The sequence below is a fragment of the Streptomyces sp. JW3 genome (assembly GCF_052216785.1).
GTDB lineage: Bacteria > Actinomycetota > Actinomycetes > Streptomycetales > Streptomycetaceae > Streptomyces.
Genome location: NZ_JBQOUX010000036.1, coordinates 49,143 through 65,802, shown reverse-complemented (window position 1 = coordinate 65,802; position 16,660 = coordinate 49,143). Strand labels below are relative to the sequence as shown.

Genomic DNA, 16,660 nt, shown 5'->3' with positions numbered 1-16,660 from the left:
CCGATGCGCACGTACTCCTCCGGCATGGCCGCCCGGCTGCGGTTCTCCATCGCCGCCGCCAAGGACCACGACGTCCTGATGATCGACGAGGCGCTGGCCACCGGCGACCGCAAGTTCCAAAAGCGCTCCGAGGCCCGCATCCGCGAGCTGCGCAAGGAGGCCGGCACGGTGTTTCTGGTCAGTCACAACAACAAGTCCATCCGTGACACCTGCGACCGCGTGCTGTGGCTGGAACGCGGCGAACTGCGCATGGACGGCCCGACGGACGAGGTGCTCAAGGAGTACGAGAAGTTCGTCGGCAAGTGACCGTACGGCCCCCGGAACCCCGCCGGAACTGTTCCGGCGGGGTCTCGCGTCTGCAAAGGAAACGTCAACTCCGGCCGGTCCAAGGAATCTTGGAATCAATCGGTGTGTTGTTGTGATGTACGTACGCCCCCCGCGTAGCTCGATGAGTTGTACAACGTAAGCTGTACCGGTCCCGAAACGCGGCACATGGGGCGATAATGCCCGACACCCTCAGCCAGGGCTGCCGCACGGGCGGCCGGGCGGCGTGTCCGAAATAGTGTGTATTGGGTCCGCAGTGTAGAACGGGAGATGTGACGGCAATGGCTACGGAAACTCCCCAGCGCCGGGAGGCGTGCGCCGTCCCCGCCCCGGGCGGCCGGCGGTGACGGCCACCAAGGCGGCACCGGCCGTGGACCCGGAGCGCGGCACCCTCGACAAGGCCGCGGGCGAGAACTTCCCGGTGGCCCCCTTCTTCCTGCCCCGCGCCTGGCGCGCCGACCTCATGGCCGTCTACGGCTTCGCCCGTCTGGTCGACGACATCGGCGACGGCGACCTGGCCCCCGGCGGCGCCGACGCCCGCCTGCTCGGCGTCCCGCCCGAGCGGGCCGACGACCGGCTGGCCCTGCTGGACGCCTACGAGGCCGACCTGCGCCGGGTCTTCGACGCCACCCCGCGCCACCCGATCCTGCGCCGCCTCCAGCCGACCGTGCGCCGCCGCTCGCTCACCCCCGAGCCCTTTCTCGGCCTGATCGCCGCCAACCGCCAGGACCAGCTGGTCTCCCGCTACGAGACCTACGACGACCTGCTCGCCTACTGCGAGCTGTCGGCCAACCCGGTCGGCCGGCTGGTCCTCGGTGTCACCGGCACCTCGACGCCCGAGCGGATCCGCCGCTCCGACGCGATCTGCACGGCCCTGCAGATCGTCGAGCACCTCCAGGACGTCGCCGAGGACCTGGCCCAAGGCCGCGTCTACCTGCCCGCCGAGGACATGAAACGCTTCCATGTGCGGGAAGCCGATCTCTCCGTGAAATCCGCTGGCGCATCGGTGCGCGCGCTGATTGCCTACGAAGCGCAACGCGCCCGCGACCTCCTGGATGAAGGCGCCCCTCTCGTGGGTAGCGTCCACGGCAGACTCAAACTGCTGCTCGCGGGGTTCGTGGCGGGAGGAAGGGCGGCGATCCGGGCGATCGCCGCCGCCGATTACGACGTACTTCCCGGCCCGCCCAAGCCCGGCAAGGTCCAGTTGCTGCGCGAGGCGGGCGTGACTCTGCGAGGAGAGGGGTGATCCGGACGGTGGAGTCAGCACCCGCGTCCGCACCGGTACTCGCCGCCTACAGCTACTGCGAGGCCGTCACCGGACAGCAGGCCCGTAACTTCGCGTACGGCATCAGACTGCTGCCCACGCCCAAGCGCCGGGCGATGTCGGCGCTGTACGCGTTCTCCCGGCGCGTCGACGACATCGGCGACGGCGTGCTCCCCGCCGACGTCAAGGTCAGCAGGCTCGACGACACCCGGGCGCTGCTCAGCCGGATCCGCGAGGGCGGGGTCGACGAGGACGACACCGACCCGGTCGCGGTCGCCCTCGCGCACGCCGCCCGGCGGTTCCCGATCCCGCTCGGCGGCCTCGACGAACTCATCGACGGCGTCCAGATGGACCTGCGCGGCGAGACCTACGAGACCTGGGACGACCTGAAGGTCTACTGCCGCTGCGTGGCCGGCGCCATCGGACGGCTCTCGCTCGGCGTCTTCGGCACCGAACCGGGAGCGCGCGGCGCCGAGCGCGCCCCCGAGTACGCCGACACGCTCGGGCTCGCCCTCCAGCTCACCAACATCCTCCGGGACGTCCGGGAGGACGCCGAGGACGGGCGGACCTATCTGCCCGCCGACGACCTCGCCAAGTTCGGCTGCTCGGCCGGGTTCAAGGGGCCGAAACCGCCGGAGGGCTCCGACTTCGCGGGTCTCGTGCACTTCGAGGTGCGCCGGGCCCGCGCCCTGTTCGCCGAGGGCTACCGGCTGCTCCCCATGCTCGACCGGCGCAGCGGCGCCTGCGTCGCCGCCATGGCCGGCATCTACCGCCGGCTGCTCGACCGCATCGAGCGCGACCCCGAGGCCGTGCTGCGCGGCCGGGTCTCGCTGCCCGGCCGGGAGAAGGCGTACGTCGCCGTCCGCGGCCTGTCCGGACTGGACGCCCGGCATGTCACCCGCCGGACCGTCAGGAGGCGGGCCTGATGGACAAATCGGTCCAAGGTGACGAGGGCGGCGAAAAACGGCGGGCAACCCTCCGGTGTTCTCCCGCGTCCCTGACGAAGACGGCAGGCCGGACGGGGGAGGGCGCACGATGACCCACGGCGACGACGCACCGAACGGGCCCAAGGGGCACGCCGTCGTGGTCGGCGGCGGGCTCGCCGGCATCACCGCCGCGCTCACGCTCGCCGACGCCGGCGTCCGCGTCACCCTGGTCGAGGGCAGGCCGCGGCTGGGCGGGCTCGCCTTCTCCTTCCGGCGCGGCTCGCTCACCGTCGACAACGGCCAGCACGTCTATCTGCGCTGCTGCACCGCCTACCGCTGGTTCCTCGACCGGATCGAGGGAGCGGCGCTGGCACCGATGCAGGAACGTCTCGACGTGCCCGTCGTCGACGTGACCAGACCCGAGGGACGGCGGCTCGGCAGAATCCGCCGCGACCCGCTGCCGGTGCCCCTGCACCTGGCGCGCAGCCTCGCCACGTATCCGCATCTGTCGCTGGCCGACCGGGCCGGAGCGGTGCGCGCCGCGCTCGCGCTGGGCGGACTCGACCTCGCCGATCCGGCCCTGGACACCCAGGACTTCGGCAGCTGGCTGGCCGCGCACGGCCAGTCACCGCGGGCCGTCGAGGCCCTGTGGGACCTGGTCGGGGTCGCCACCCTCAACGCGGTCGCGGGCGACTGCTCCCTGGGGCTCGCCGCGATGGTGTTCAAGACCGGTCTGCTGTCCGACCCGGGCGCGGCCGACATCGGGTGGGCCCGAGTGCCGCTGGGAGAACTGCACGACCGGCTGGCCCGCAAGGCGCTCGACTCCGCGGGCGTCCGTACCGAGGTCCGTACACGCGTCACCTCCGTCTCCACCCACGAGAACGGACGGTGGAGCGTTCAGGTTCCCGGCGAGACACTCGAAGCCGACGCGGTCGTCCTCGCCGTACCGCAGCGCGAGGCGCACGCCCTGCTGCCGGACGGCGCCCTCGACGACCCCGGCCGGCTGCTGGAGATCGGCACCGCGCCGATCCTCAACGTCCACGTCGTCTACGACCGCAAGGTGCTGAACACGCCGTTCCTCACCGCCCTCGGCTCCCCGCTCCAGTGGGTGTTCGACCGCACCGACGCCGCCGGCCTGACCGAGGGCCAGTACCTGGCGGTGTCGCAGTCGGCGGCGCAGGACGAGATCGACGCACCCGTGGCGGTGCTGCGCGAGCGGTACCTGCCCGAACTGGAACGGCTGCTGCCGCGCGCCCGGGGCGCCGGGGTGAAGGACTTCTTCGTGACCCGGGAGCGCACCGCGACGTTCGCCCCCGCCCCGGGCGTCGGACGGCTCAGGCCCGGCGCCCGCACCAAGGCACCCGGCCTGTACCTGGCCGGAGCGTGGACCGCCACCGGGTGGCCCGCGACCATGGAGAGTGCGGTCCGCAGCGGTGTCGGCGCGGCGGGCGCCGCGCTCGGCGCCCTGGGCCGGTCCCGCGACGTCCTGCCCGACTTCTTCGAGGACACCTTCGAGGAGGCGGCGTGAGGACCGAGTCGCGCGGCGCCGACCGCACCCCCGGTACCGCAACTGGAGGAGAGACTGTGCCCACTGTGCCCCCGGCCGAGAAGGCCGACCGACGGACCACGGTGGACGTGACCGCGCTCCTGGAGCGCGGCCGGACCCTGGCCACGCCGGTGCTGCGGGCGGCCGTAGACCGGCTGGCGCCTCCCATGGACACCGTCGCCGCCTACCACTTCGGCTGGATCGACGCCGAGGGCAGGCCGGCCGACGGCGACGGCGGCAAGGCCGTCCGCCCCGCACTGGCCGTACTCTCCGCCGAGGTCACTGGAGCGGCCCCGCGCACCGGCGTGCCCGGCGCGGTCGCCGTCGAACTGGTCCACAACTTCTCGCTGCTGCACGACGACCTGATGGACGGCGACGAACAGCGCCGGCACCGCGACACGGTCTGGAAGGTGCACGGCCCCGCCCAGGCCATCCTGGTCGGCGACGCCCTGTTCGCCCTGGCCAACGAGGTGCTGCTGGAACTCGGCACGGTCGAGGCGGGCCGCGCCACCCGCCGCCTCACCGCCGCCAGCCGCGCCCTGATCGACGGTCAGGCCCAGGACATCTCCTACGAGCACCGCGACCGGGTCAGCGTCGAGGAGTGCCTGGAGATGGAGGGCAACAAGACCGGCGCCCTGCTCGCCTGCGCCTCCTCCATCGGCGCCGTCCTCGGCGGCGCCGACGAGCAGACCGCCGACACCCTGGAGAAGTACGGCTACCACCTGGGCCTCGCCTTCCAGGCGGTGGACGACCTGCTCGGCATCTGGGGCGATCCGGAGGCCACCGGCAAGCAGACCTGGAGCGACCTGCGCCAGCGCAAGAAGTCCCTCCCGGTGGTCGCCGCGCTCGCGGCCGGCGGCCCCGCCTCCCGGCGGCTCGGCGAACTGCTCGCCGACGACGCCAAGAGCACCGACTTCGCGAGCTTCTCCGAGGAGGAGTTCGCGGCCCGCGCCGCCCTCATCGAGGAGGCGGGCGGGCGCGAGTGGACCGCCGAAGAGGCGCGCCGCCAGCACACCATCGCCATCGAAGCCCTCGACGCCGTCGACATGCCCGTGGAGGTACGGGACCGGTTCGCGGCGCTCGCCGACTTCGTCGTCGTACGAAAGAGATGATCAGTATCGGTCGATTAGTCCTCGCGTAGTCGCCGGCCGGTGCCCGCGCACCGGCCGACGGCGGACCCGCAGCAGACAGCAGACGCACACTGCACGAAGGGGAAGCCATGACAGCGACGACCGACGGAAGCACCGGGGCGACTTCGCCGACCCGGGCAGCCGCGGCCAGCACCACCGACAACCGAATCCCCGAGGCGGCCGGGGTACAAGAAGCCGCCGCACGCGCCACCCGGCGCGCCACCGACTTCCTGCTCCGCACGCAGGACGCGGAGGGCTGGTGGAAGGGCGACCTGGAGACCAACGTCACCATGGACGCCGAAGACCTCCTCCTGCGCCAGTTCCTCGGCCTCCTTGACGAGGACACCACCCGCGCCGCCGCCCTGTTCATCCGCGGCGAGCAGCGCGAGGACGGCACCTGGGCCTCCTTCTACGGCGGCCCCGGCGAACTGTCCACCACCATCGAGGCGTACGTCGCCCTCCGGCTGGCCGGCGACGCGCCGGACGCCCCGCACATGGCGAAGGCGGCCGAGTGGGTGCGCGGCCGCGGCGGCATCGCCGCCTCCCGGGTCTTCACCCGGATCTGGCTGGCCCTGTTCGGCTGGTGGAAGTGGGAGGACCTGCCCGAACTCCCGCCGGAACTCATCTGGTTCCCCACCTGGATGCCGCTGAACATCTACGACTTCGGGTGCTGGGCCCGGCAGACCGTGGTGCCGCTGACCATCGTGTCGGCCAAGCGCCCGGTGCGCCCCGCGCCGTTCCCGCTGGACGAACTGCACACCGACCCGGCCGACCTCAACCCGCACCGGGCGTTCGCCCCGGCCGTCACCTGGGACGGCGCCTTCCAGCGCATCGACAAGGCGCTGCACGCCTTCCGCAAGGTCGCCCCGCGCAGAATGCGCCGCGCGGCGATGAACGCCGCGGCCCGCTGGATCATCGAGCGGCAGGAGAACGACGGCTGCTGGGGCGGCATCCAGCCGCCGGCCGTGTACTCGGTCATCGCGCTGTACCTGCTGGGCTACGACCTGGAACACCCCGTGATGCGGGCGGGGCTGGAGTCGCTGGACAAGTTCGCGGTGTGGCGCGAGGACGGCGCCCGGATGATCGAGGCGTGCCAGTCCCCGGTCTGGGACACCTGCCTGGCCACCATCGCGCTCGCCGACGCCGGGCTGCCCGCCGACCACCCGCAACTGGTCAAGGCCGCGGACTGGATGCTCGGCGAACAGATCGTGCGGCCCGGCGACTGGTCGGTGAAGCGGCCCGGACTGCCGCCCGGCGGCTGGGCGTTCGAGTTCCACAACGACAACTACCCCGACATCGACGACACCGCCGAGGTGGTGCTCGCACTGCGCCGGGTCAAGCACCACGACCCGGAGCGGGTGGAACAGGCGATCGGCCGCGGGGTGCGCTGGAACCTCGGCATGCAGTCGAAGAACGGTGCCTGGGGTGCCTTCGACGTCGACAACACCAGCCCGTTCCCCAACCGGCTGCCGTTCTGCGACTTCGGCGAGGTCATCGACCCGCCGTCGGCCGACGTCACCGCGCACGTGGTGGAGATGCTCGCCGCCGAGGGACTCACCCACGATCCGCGCACCCGGCGCGGCATCGAGTGGCTGCTCGCCGAACAGGAGGCGGACGGTTCCTGGTTCGGCCGCTGGGGCGTCAACTACGTCTACGGCACCGGCTCGGTCGTTCCCGCCCTGATCGCGGCCGGCCTGCCCGCCTCGCATCCCGCGATCCGCCGCGCGGTGACCTGGCTGGAGTCGGTGCAGAACGAGGACGGCGGCTGGGGCGAGGACCTGCGCTCCTACCGCTACGTCCGGGAGTGGAGCGGCCGGGGCGCCTCGACCGCCTCGCAGACCGGCTGGGCACTGATGGCCCTGCTGGCGGCGGGGGAGAAGGACGCCAAGGCCGTCGAGCGCGGCGTGCGATGGCTCGCCGACACCCAGCGCGAGGACGGCTCCTGGGACGAGCCGTACTTCACCGGCACCGGCTTCCCCTGGGACTTCTCCATCAACTACCACCTGTACCGCCAGGTCTTCCCGCTCACCGCGCTCGGCCGGTACGTGCACGGCGAACCCGCCGTCACCCGGCCGAAGACCGGCGGCGGTGCGCGCCTCGCCGGGGCGAAGGCGAGCTGATGAGCACCAGGCCGGTCCCCGCACCGCTGCTGGTCGCCTGCGCGCTCGGCATCGAGCACCTCGCCCTGCGCGCGGGCCGGCGCGGCGGCGCCGACGGGCCGGTCACCGTGGTACGGACCGGCATGGGACCCAAGGCGGCCGAGCGCTCGGTCACCCGGGTGCTGGCCGATCCGGTGCTGGCCGACGCCGCCGTGCTGGCCACCGGTTTCTGCGCGGGGCTCGCCCCGGGCATGCACCCCGGTGACCTGGTGGTCGCCGAGGAGACCCGGGACCCGCGCGCCACGGTCGGCTGCGTGGGGACCGGACTGCTGGTCAAGGCACTGGTGCGGGCGGTCCCCGGACGCACCGTGCACACCGGTCCGCTGACCGGCTCCGACCATGTGGTCCGCGGCCCGGAACGCGCCGAGCTGCGGGCGAGAGGCGCGATCGCGGTCGACATGGAGTCCGCGGCCACGCTTCTGAGCGCCGTCCGTACGGTCGCGCGCCCGGTTGCGGCCGTGCGGGTGGTCGTGGACGCTCCAGAACATGAACTCGTCCGGATCGGCACGGTGCGCGGTGGAATATCGGCTTTCCGCGTTCTTCGTTCCGTTCTTCCTGCTTTCTATGAATGGCACCGTTCTTTGCTGCTCCCCCGGAGGTGAGCCAGATGGCAATGCCGCTTCGTCAGTCCATCAAGGTCGCTACATATCTGGCCGAACAGAAGCTTCGCAAGCGGAGCAAGTTCCCGCTGATCGTCGAGCTGGAACCGCTTTTCGCCTGCAATCTGAAATGTGAGGGATGCGGCAAGATCCAGCACCCGGCCGGGGTGCTCAAGCAGCGCATGCCGGTCGCCCAGGCCGTGGGAGCGGTCCTGGAATCCGGCGCGCCGATGGTCTCCATCGCCGGCGGCGAACCGCTGATGCACCCGCAGATCGACGAGATCGTGCGCCAGTTGGTGGCCAAGCGGAAGTACGTCTTCCTGTGCACCAACGCGATGCTGATGCGCAAGAAGATGGACAAGTTCACGCCCTCCCCGTACTTCGCCTTCGCCGTGCACATCGACGGCCTGCGGGAGCGGCACGACGAGTCGGTGGCCAAGGAGGGCGTCTTCGACGAGGCGGTGGCGGCGATCAAGGAGGCCAAGCGGCGCGGCTTCCGGGTCACCACCAACTCGACCTTCTTCAACACCGACACCCCGCAGACCATCATCGAGGTCCTCGACTTCCTCAACGACGAGCTGAAGGTGGACGAGATGATGATCTCGCCCGCCTACGCCTACGAGAAGGCGCCCGACCAGGACCACTTCCTCGGGGTCACGCAGACCCGGGAGCTGTTCAAGAAGGCGTTCGCGAACGGCAACCGGCTGCGCTGGCGGCTCAACCACTCCCCGCTCTTCCTGGACTTCCTGGAGGGCAAGGTCGACTTCCAGTGCACGGCCTGGGCGATCCCGAACTACTCGCTCTTCGGCTGGCAGCGGCCCTGCTACCTGATGAGCGACGGGTACGTGCCCACCTACCGCGAGCTGATCGAGGAGACCGACTGGGACAAGTACGGCCGCGGCAAGGACCCGCGGTGCGACAACTGCATGGCGCACTGCGGCTACGAGCCCACCGCCGTGCTGGCCACCATGGGGTCCCTGAAGGAGTCCCTGCGGGCCATGCGCGAGACGGTCTCCGGAAACCGGGAGTGAGACCATGACCGCCATCTCTTTGGGGCTTCCCGAAGTACCGGTCCGGCCTCTCGCCGAGCGGCGCGTGTCGCGGCGGATCCAGGTCGGACCGGTGGCGGTCGGCGGCGGCGCCCCGGTGTCGGTGCAGTCGATGACCACGACGCGTACCTCCGACATCGGTGCGACGCTCCAGCAGATCGCCGAACTGACCGCGTCCGGCTGCCAGATCGTGCGGGTCGCCTGTCCCACCCAGGACGACGCCGACGCCCTGCCGGTCATCGCGCGCAAGTCGCAGATCCCGGTGATCGCGGACATCCACTTCCAGCCGAAGTACGTCTTCGCGGCCATCGAGGCGGGCTGCGCGGCGGTCCGGGTCAACCCCGGCAACATCAAGAAGTTCGACGACCAGGTCAAGGAGATCGCCCAGGCCGCCAAGGAGCACGGCACGCCGATCCGGATCGGCGTCAACGCCGGTTCGCTGGACCGCCGGCTGCTCCAGAAGTACGGCAGGGCGACCCCCGAGGCGCTGGTCGAAAGCGCGCTGTGGGAGGCGTCGCTCTTCGAGGAGCACGGCTTCAGGGACATCAAGATCTCGGTCAAGCACAACGACCCGGTCGTGATGATCGAGGCGTACCGGCAGCTCGCCGCCCAGTGCGACTACCCGCTGCACCTCGGCGTGACCGAGGCGGGCCCGGCGTTCCAGGGAACCGTCAAGTCGGCCGTGGCCTTCGGCGCGCTGCTCTCGCAGGGCATCGGCGACACCATCCGGGTGTCGCTGTCCGCGCCGCCGGCCGAGGAGGTCAAGGTCGGCATCCAGATCCTCCAGTCGCTGGGGCTGAAGGAACGCCGGCTGGAGATCGTGTCGTGCCCGTCCTGCGGCCGGGCCCAGGTCGACGTCTACAGGCTGGCCGAGGAGGTCACCGCCGGCCTGGAGGGCATGGCGGTGCCGCTGCGGGTCGCCGTCATGGGCTGCGTCGTCAACGGCCCCGGCGAGGCCCGGGAGGCCGACCTCGGGGTCGCCTCCGGCAACGGCAAGGGGCAGATCTTCGTCAGGGGCGAGGTCATCAGGACCGTCCCCGAGTCGAAGATCGTCGAGACGCTGATCGACGAGGCGATGAAGATCGCCGAACAGATGGAGCAGGACGGCGCGTCGGGGGAGCCCGCCGTCACCGTGAGCTGAACAGCACGGACCGAAGGGGGCCCGAGCGTGACGATTCTGGAGAGCATCCGGGGACCACGCGACCTGAAGGCGCTGTCCGAGGCCGAACTCGGCGAACTGTCCGAGGAGATACGTGAGTTCCTGGTGCACGCGGTGGCCAGGACCGGCGGTCACCTGGGGCCCAATCTGGGGGTGGTCGAACTCACTGTCGCCCTGCACCGGGTCTTCGAGTCACCGGCCGACCGCATCCTGTGGGACACCGGCCACCAGAGCTACGTACACAAACTCCTGACCGGACGTCAGGACTTCTCCAAACTGCGCGGCAAGGGCGGCCTGTCCGGCTACCCGTCGCGGGCGGAGTCCGAGCACGACGTCATCGAGAACAGCCACGCCTCCACCGCGCTCGGCTGGGCCGACGGCCTCGCCAAGGCCCGCGAGGTGCGCGGGGAACAAGGGCACGTGGTCGCCGTCATCGGCGACGGCGCGCTGACCGGCGGGATGGCCTGGGAGGCGCTGAACAACATCGCCGCCGCCAAGGACCGGCCGCTGATCGTCGTCGTCAACGACAACGAGCGCTCCTACTCGCCCACCATCGGCGGTCTCGCCAACCACCTCGCCACCCTGCGCACCACCGACGGCTACGAGAAGATGCTGGCCTGGGGCAAGGACGTGCTCCAGCGCACCCCGGTGGTCGGCAACACCGTCTACGAGGCACTGCACGGCGCGAAGAAGGGCTTCAAGGACGCGTTCAACCCGCAGGGCCTGTTCGAGGACCTCGGACTGAAGTACGTCGGCCCGATCGACGGACACGACCTCGGGGCTGTCGAATCGGCGCTGCGGCGCGCGAAACGCTTCCACGGGCCCGTCCTGGTCCACGTCCTCACCGAGAAGGGCCGCGGCTACGAACCCGCCCTCGCCCACGAGGAGGACCACTTCCACGCCGTCGGCGCGATGGACCCGCTCACCTGCGAACCGCTCGCCCCGTCGGGCGGGCCGTCCTGGACCTCGGTGTTCGGCGAGGAGATCGCCCGGATCGGCGCGGAGCGCGAGGACGTCGTGGCCATCACGGCGGCCATGCTGCACCCCGTGGGCCTGGGGAAGTTCGCCGAGAAGTTCCCCGACCGGGTCTACGACGTCGGCATCGCCGAGCAGCACGCCGCCGTCTGTGCGGCCGGCCTCGCCACCGGCGGCGTCCACCCGGTCGTCGCCGTCTACGCCACCTTCCTCAACCGCGCCTTCGACCAGGTGCTGATGGACGTGGCCCTGCACAAGTGCGGCGTGACCTTCGTCCTGGACCGGGCCGGGGTCACCGGCGTCGACGGTGCCTCGCACAACGGCATGTGGGACATGTCGATCCTCCAGGTCGTCCCGGGCCTGCGGATCGCCGCGCCGCGCGACGCCGACCAGCTCCGCGCCCAGTTGCGCGAGGCCCTCGCCGTCGACGACGCGCCGACCCTGCTGCGTTTCCCCAAGGAGGCCGTGGGCCCCGCCCTTCCGGCGGTGGACCGGATCGGCGGCCTCGACGTCCTGCACGCCGCCGACGCGTCCGAGGTGCTGCTCGTCGCCGTCGGGGTGATGGCGCCGGTCTGCCTGAAGGCCGCCGAGCTGCTGGAAGCCCGGGGTGTTGCGTGCACCGTTGTGGACCCCCGCTGGGTCAAGCCCGTCGACCCCGCGCTGGCGCCGCTGGCCGCCCGGCACCGGCTGGTCGCCGTGGTCGAGGACAACAGCCGCGCGGCCGGCGTCGGGGCGGCGGTCGCGCTGGCTCTGTCGGACGCCGAAGTCGACGTACCGGTACGGCGGTTCGGCATCCCGGAGCAATTCCTCGCGCACGCCAAACGGGCCGAGGTGCTCGCCGACATCGGCCTCACCCCGGTCGAGATCGCCGGCCGGATCAGCGCGAGCCTGGCCCTCGCGGCAGGACCGCTCGCGTCAGGACAAGGAGAGAACTGAATGTCCAAGGAGTTCGACCTCGGCGCGCTCTTGGCCGAGCGCGGGGCCGAGCGGTACGAGCTGCACACCCGGCACCTCAACCACCAGCTTCCGCGCATGCTGCGCACCATCGGCTTCGACAAGGTCTACGAGCGCGCCGAGGGCGCGTACTTCTTCGACGCGGCCGGTGCCGACTACCTCGACATGCTGGCCGGCTTCGGGGTGATGGGCCTCGGCCGTCACCACCCGGTCGTGCGCGAAGCGCTGCACGACGTCCTCGACGCCTCGCTCGCCGACCTGACCCGCTTCGACTGCCAGCCGCTGCCCGGCCTGCTCGCCGAGAAGCTGCTCTCCCACAGCCCGCACCTGGACCGGGTGTTCTTCGGCAACAGCGGCACGGAGGCGGTGGAGACCGCGCTGAAGTTCGCCCGGTTCGCCACCGGCCGGCCGCGCGTCCTGTACTGCGACCACGCCTTCCACGGGCTGACCACCGGCTCCCTGTCGGTCAACGGCGAGGGCGGCTTCCGGGACGGCTTCGCGCCGCTGCTGCCGGACACCCCGGTGCCGCTCGGCGACCTCGACGCGCTCGCCCGCGAGCTGAAGAAGGGCGACGTCGCCGCCCTGATCGTCGAACCCATCCAGGGCAAGGGCGTGCACGAGGCGCCGCCCGGCTATCTGCGCGCCGCCCAGGAACTGCTGCACCGGCACAAGGCGCTGCTCATCGCCGACGAGGTGCAGACCGGCCTCGGCCGCACCGGCACCTTCTACGCCTACCAGCACGAGGCCGGCGTCGAGCCGGACCTGGTGTGCGTGGCCAAGGCGCTGTCCGGCGGATACGTGCCGGTGGGCGCCACCCTCGGCAAGGACTGGATCTTCAAGAAGGTCTACTCCTCGATGGACCGGGTGCTGGTCCACTCGGCCAGCTTCGGCGCCAACGCGCAGGCCATGGCGGCCGGGCTGGCCGTCCTGCACGTGATGGCCGACGAACGGATCGTCGAGAACGCCCGGACCACCGGTGACCTGCTGCGCTCCCGGCTCGCCGCCCTCATCGACAAGTACGAGCTGCTCGCCGACGTACGCGGCCGGGGGCTGATGGTCGGCATCGAGTTCGGCCGGCCCAGGTCACTGAAGCTGCGCAGCCGCTGGACCATGCTCCAGGCCGCCCGCAAGGGCCTGTTCGCGCAGATGGTGGTGGTGCCGCTGCTCCAGCGGCACCGCATCCTCACCCAGGTCTCGGGCGACCACCTGGAGGTCATCAAGCTCATCCCGCCGCTGATCGTGGGGGAGCGGGAGGTGGACCGGTTCGTGGACGCCTTCACCGAGGTGATGGACGACGCGCACAGCGGCGGCGGACTGATGTGGGACTTCGGCAAGACGCTGGTGAAGCAGGCGGTGGCACACCGCTGAGGCGGTCTTTTGCCTGTGGGGCAAAAAAGTTGTCCCACAGGCAAAGGTGCGGCTGAATGGAAGGCATGAGCCCTTCGGAAGCCTCGGGCCCCTCGGACACCGAGCCGGCGGCGGATCTGACCGCCGTCGCTCCCCAGCTCCGCGCGCTGCGCCGCCGCGCCTCCCTCACCCTGGAGGCCGCGGCCCGCGCCGCCGGACTCTCCCCGGCCCACCTCTCCCGGCTGGAGACCGGACAGCGCCAGCCCTCACTGCCCATGCTGCTGGCGCTGGCCCGTATCTACGCTACGACCGTCTCGGACCTGCTCGGTGAGACGGCCGCCGAACGGGACGCCGTGGTCCGCGCCGCCGACACGGAACCGATCGCCGCGGGCGGCTGGACGTACTGGCCGGCCGGCGCGTCCGGCCGCGGCATGCAGGCCCTCAGAGTCCAGGTGCCGTACGGCTCCCAGGGCGACATCGTGCGCGTGCACCCCGGCGAGGAGTGGCTGTACGTGCTCGGCGGGCGGCTGCGGCTGCGGCTCGGCGACACCACTCAGCTGCTCACCCGCGGGGACAGCGCGCACTTCGACTCGCTGACCCCGCACCGCATCGCGGCCCAGGATCCCGACGGGGTCGAGCTGCTGTTCGTCCACACCCTGCTCCAGAGCCCCACGGCCGCGCTGTGCCTGGGCCCCACCGACGGAGTCACACCATGAGCGACATCGAGGAGAAGTTCCCCCGCGCCCTGTGGGTGCGGCTCATCATCTACATCGCCGTGGGCCATGTCTTCGCGGCCTTCGTGTACTTGCTCTTCGAGGTGGGCGCGAAGTGACGTCCCGCGCGAGGGTCCCAGTCCGCGCGAGGTGTCTCAGTCGAGCAGGCGGTCGCGCAGCCGTTCCCGGGTCCCGGGGGTGATCCGCAGCCCCCGCTCCAGGTAGGCGTCGACGCCGCCCCAGGTCCGCTCGACGGTCTCGAACGCGGCCGTCAGATACTCGGCACGCGCGTCGAACAGAGGGCTCAGCAACTCCATGACCTCGGCGGAGTAGGCCGACTCCGAGGTGCCGCTGCGCTTCACCTTGTACCGGCGGTGCTTCTCGTTGGACTTCAGGTAGTCCTCGACGATCGCGTCCCGCTCGACGCCCAGCGCGAGCAGCGTCACCGCGATGGACAGCCCCGCGCGGTCCTTGCCGGCCGCGCAGTGCATCAGGGCCGGGACGCTGTCCTCGGCCAGCGCGTGCAGCACCCGGGAGTGCTCGGCGGTGCGGTCCGTGATGATCGAACGGTACGAGGCGATCATCCGGTCCGCGCCCTTGCCGCCATCGAGGATCTCGCGCAGCTGGTCGAGGTCGCCGTCGCGGACCATCTTCCAGAACTCGGCGCCGTCGGCGGGGTCGGACAGCGGCAGGTTCACATTGCGCACGCCCGGCAGGGTCACGTCGGGGCCTTCGAGCTTCTGGTCGGCCGCGTTGCGGAAGTCGAAGACGGTGTGCAGGCCCAGGCCGGCGAGGAACGCCGCGTCCTCGGCGGTCGCGTGGGCGAGGTGGCCGCTGCGGAACAGCACGCCGAACCGCACCCGCCGTCCGTCGGTGGCCGGCAGCCCGCCGACGTCACGGAAGTTACGTACCCCGGCCAGCTCCGGCTCGGTCGACGGGACCTGTTGCGTCATGGAGGCTCCTCACGGTCGCGCACACCGCCGCGGCTCGGCGGTCCGCACGGACCGACGATACGGCATGACCCCGCCCGGACCCGGCCGTGTTCCGAGGTCCCGCGGACCGCCCCGGGACCGGACTGAACAGGGTGCCGACCGTGCCGCCGAGCCGGGCGTCCACACGATCGATCTGACCGTTAAGTCCCAATGGATACGAATAGTTCGTTTTCCTTTAACGTGCCCCGATCCAGCGGTATATGAGCGAAGGCGCGTGAGCAGCGTCATATCCGTACCTGGTGGTGACGAGAAGCCTTTCGCCATGCGCACGTAATCGACGTGCTCTCAAAGGGTTTTCGCTGAAGGGTGAAGATCCTTAATCCACGGAGAGTGACCGGGAATTGGTCGGCCATTCCCGCACAGTGCGAACTACGGGCCGGCATCGGCTTGTCCACGCGTGTTCCCGTCACTTACGTTCACCACCGATCCGGACGGACGCCTAATCCTGCCGCCGCCCGGAGACCCCACCCACTCACCACCCGTGTTCGGCAGGAGCGGGGGACCCACAGGTAAAACCGCCTGTTCCGGTTCCCGGGACGGCTAGGGGTAAAGCCGCGCCTTTTCCGGCGCGGCCGGGCAGCTCCAGCCCGCACCCGACAGCTCACCTCGCAGGCGCCGGAGAGGAATTCGTCATGCCCGCGAAGGGTAAGCACCGCCGTACCAGGACCCAGCGTCTGACCCGCACGCTCGCCGTCGCCACGACCGGCGGCGCCGCACTCGCCCTGCCGCTCGTCGGAGCGGCCGGCGCGCACGCCGCCCCCGCCGCCCAGTCCGACTCCGCGAAAACCGCGCAGACCTACACCGTGCGCGCCGGTGACTCGCTGGCGAAGATCGCCGACGCGCAGCACGTCAGCGGCGGCTGGAAGAAGCTCTACGAGGACAACCGCGCCGCCGTCGGCTCGGATCCCTCGCTGATCCGCCCCGGCCTGAAGCTCACCCTCGGCGCCGGGGCCGAGGCGTCCGCCACGGCCGAGAAGAAGACGACGGCGCAGCCCGCGGCGGACACCTCCACCGCGGCCACCGGCTTCGTCGCCCCCGTCGACGGCGCCACCGAGGGCACCCCGTACCACCAGTCCGGCAGCATGTGGTCCAGCGGCTACCACACCGGCACCGACTTCGTCGTCCCGACCGGCACCTCGGTGAAGGCCGTCGGCGCGGGCACCGTCGTCACGGCCGGCTGGGGCGGCGCGTACGGCAACCAGGTCGTCATCAAGCTCGCCGACGGCCACTACGCCCAGTACGCCCACCTGTCCGCGCTCTCCGTCTCCAGCGGCGACGCGGTGACGGCGGGACAGCAGCTCGGCCTCTCCGGTGCCACCGGCAACGTGACCGGCCCGCACCTGCATTTCGAGATCCGCACCACGCCGGACTACGGCTCGGACATCGACCCGCTCGCCTACCTGCGGTCGCAGGGCGTCTCCGTCTGACGCCGGCTGCCCCAGCCCCGTGCTCACCGAAGGCCGGACCCCGATCCCCGGGTCCGGCCTTCGGTGTGGGTGACCTGTGGAACGGCGCTCACTTAT

16 protein-coding genes and 1 riboswitch are annotated in these 16,660 nt (G+C 71.2%); of the genes, 15 read left to right on the top strand and 1 reads right to left on the bottom strand.

Going from position 1 to position 16,660, the window contains the following annotated elements; all coding sequences use genetic code 11:
• From ACTT8P_RS17035 to ACTT8P_RS16970, 14 genes are all read left to right on the top strand, one after another.
• A partial coding sequence (locus ACTT8P_RS17035; RefSeq protein WP_442832487.1) for an ABC transporter ATP-binding protein occupies positions 1–306 on the top strand: 306 nt, incomplete at its 5' end.
• A gap of 361 nt (positions 307–667) precedes the next feature.
• The gene (gene hpnC / locus ACTT8P_RS17030; protein WP_442832494.1) at positions 668–1,570 is read left to right on the top strand and encodes a squalene synthase HpnC; all 903 of its coding nucleotides are present in this window, start codon (positions 668–670) and stop codon (positions 1,568–1,570) included.
• Positions 1,567–2,514: a presqualene diphosphate synthase HpnD gene (gene hpnD / locus ACTT8P_RS17025; RefSeq protein WP_442832486.1), complete on the top strand. Its 948-nt coding sequence runs from the start codon at positions 1,567–1,569 to the stop codon at positions 2,512–2,514. Before hpnC ends, hpnD begins: the two co-directional genes overlap by 4 nt.
• Positions 2,514–2,627 carry a DUF6380 family protein gene (locus tag ACTT8P_RS17020; protein ID WP_442832485.1) on the top strand — a complete coding sequence of 38 codons (114 nt, stop codon included), beginning with the start codon at positions 2,514–2,516 and terminating at the stop codon, positions 2,625–2,627. Before hpnD ends, ACTT8P_RS17020 begins: the two co-directional genes overlap by 1 nt.
• Positions 2,624–4,042 carry a hydroxysqualene dehydroxylase HpnE gene (gene hpnE / locus ACTT8P_RS17015; protein WP_442832484.1) on the top strand — a complete coding sequence of 473 codons (1,419 nt, stop codon included), beginning with the start codon at positions 2,624–2,626 and terminating at the stop codon, positions 4,040–4,042. Before ACTT8P_RS17020 ends, hpnE begins: the two co-directional genes overlap by 4 nt.
• A gap of 65 nt (positions 4,043–4,107) precedes the next feature.
• Positions 4,108–5,172 carry a polyprenyl synthetase family protein gene (locus ACTT8P_RS17010; RefSeq protein ID WP_442832493.1) on the top strand — a complete coding sequence of 355 codons (1,065 nt, stop codon included), beginning with the start codon at positions 4,108–4,110 and terminating at the stop codon, positions 5,170–5,172.
• Between the two features lie 107 nt (positions 5,173–5,279).
• Positions 5,280–7,310 carry a squalene--hopene cyclase gene (shc, locus tag ACTT8P_RS17005; protein ID WP_442832483.1) on the top strand — a complete coding sequence of 677 codons (2,031 nt, stop codon included), beginning with the start codon at positions 5,280–5,282 and terminating at the stop codon, positions 7,308–7,310.
• Positions 7,310–7,951, top strand: coding sequence for a 5'-methylthioadenosine/S-adenosylhomocysteine nucleosidase family protein (locus ACTT8P_RS17000; protein WP_442832482.1), 642 nt, complete (start codon positions 7,310–7,312; stop codon positions 7,949–7,951). The genes shc and ACTT8P_RS17000 overlap by 1 nt, the downstream gene beginning before the upstream one ends.
• Before the next feature lie 5 nt (positions 7,952–7,956).
• Positions 7,957–8,979, top strand: a complete 1,023-nt coding sequence (gene hpnH / locus ACTT8P_RS16995; protein ID WP_442832481.1) for an adenosyl-hopene transferase HpnH — start codon at positions 7,957–7,959, stop codon at positions 8,977–8,979.
• Positions 8,980–8,983: 4 nt separating this feature from the next.
• Positions 8,984–10,138: a flavodoxin-dependent (E)-4-hydroxy-3-methylbut-2-enyl-diphosphate synthase gene (gene ispG / locus ACTT8P_RS16990; RefSeq protein WP_442832480.1), complete on the top strand. Its 1,155-nt coding sequence runs from the start codon at positions 8,984–8,986 to the stop codon at positions 10,136–10,138.
• Between the two features lie 27 nt (positions 10,139–10,165).
• Positions 10,166–12,067 carry a 1-deoxy-D-xylulose-5-phosphate synthase gene (gene dxs / locus ACTT8P_RS16985; protein WP_442832479.1) on the top strand — a complete coding sequence of 634 codons (1,902 nt, stop codon included), beginning with the start codon at positions 10,166–10,168 and terminating at the stop codon, positions 12,065–12,067.
• Positions 12,068–13,453, top strand: a complete 1,386-nt coding sequence (locus ACTT8P_RS16980) for an aspartate aminotransferase family protein (RefSeq protein ID WP_442832478.1) — start codon at positions 12,068–12,070, stop codon at positions 13,451–13,453.
• A 65-nt stretch (positions 13,454–13,518) separates the two neighbouring features.
• The gene (locus ACTT8P_RS16975; protein WP_442832477.1) at positions 13,519–14,148 is read left to right on the top strand and encodes a helix-turn-helix domain-containing protein; all 630 of its coding nucleotides are present in this window, start codon (positions 13,519–13,521) and stop codon (positions 14,146–14,148) included.
• Positions 14,145–14,264, top strand: a complete 120-nt coding sequence (locus ACTT8P_RS16970) for a DUF6126 family protein (RefSeq protein ID WP_320783372.1) — start codon at positions 14,145–14,147, stop codon at positions 14,262–14,264. Before ACTT8P_RS16975 ends, ACTT8P_RS16970 begins: the two co-directional genes overlap by 4 nt.
• Before the next feature lie 36 nt (positions 14,265–14,300).
• On the opposite strand, the gene ACTT8P_RS16965 is transcribed toward ACTT8P_RS16970, so the two are convergent.
• On the bottom strand, positions 14,301–15,098 hold the full coding sequence (locus ACTT8P_RS16965) for a tyrosine-protein phosphatase (protein ID WP_442832476.1): 798 nt from the start codon (positions 15,096–15,098) through the stop codon (positions 14,301–14,303).
• A gap of 505 nt (positions 15,099–15,603) precedes the next feature.
• Positions 15,604–15,765: riboswitch (cyclic di-AMP (ydaO/yuaA leader) on the top strand.
• Positions 15,766–15,769: 4 nt separating this feature from the next.
• Between ACTT8P_RS16965 and ACTT8P_RS16960 the strand changes: the two genes are divergently transcribed.
• Positions 15,770–16,564: a LysM peptidoglycan-binding domain-containing M23 family metallopeptidase gene (locus ACTT8P_RS16960; RefSeq protein WP_442832475.1), complete on the top strand. Its 795-nt coding sequence runs from the start codon at positions 15,770–15,772 to the stop codon at positions 16,562–16,564.
• Positions 16,565–16,660 lie beyond the last annotated feature (96 nt).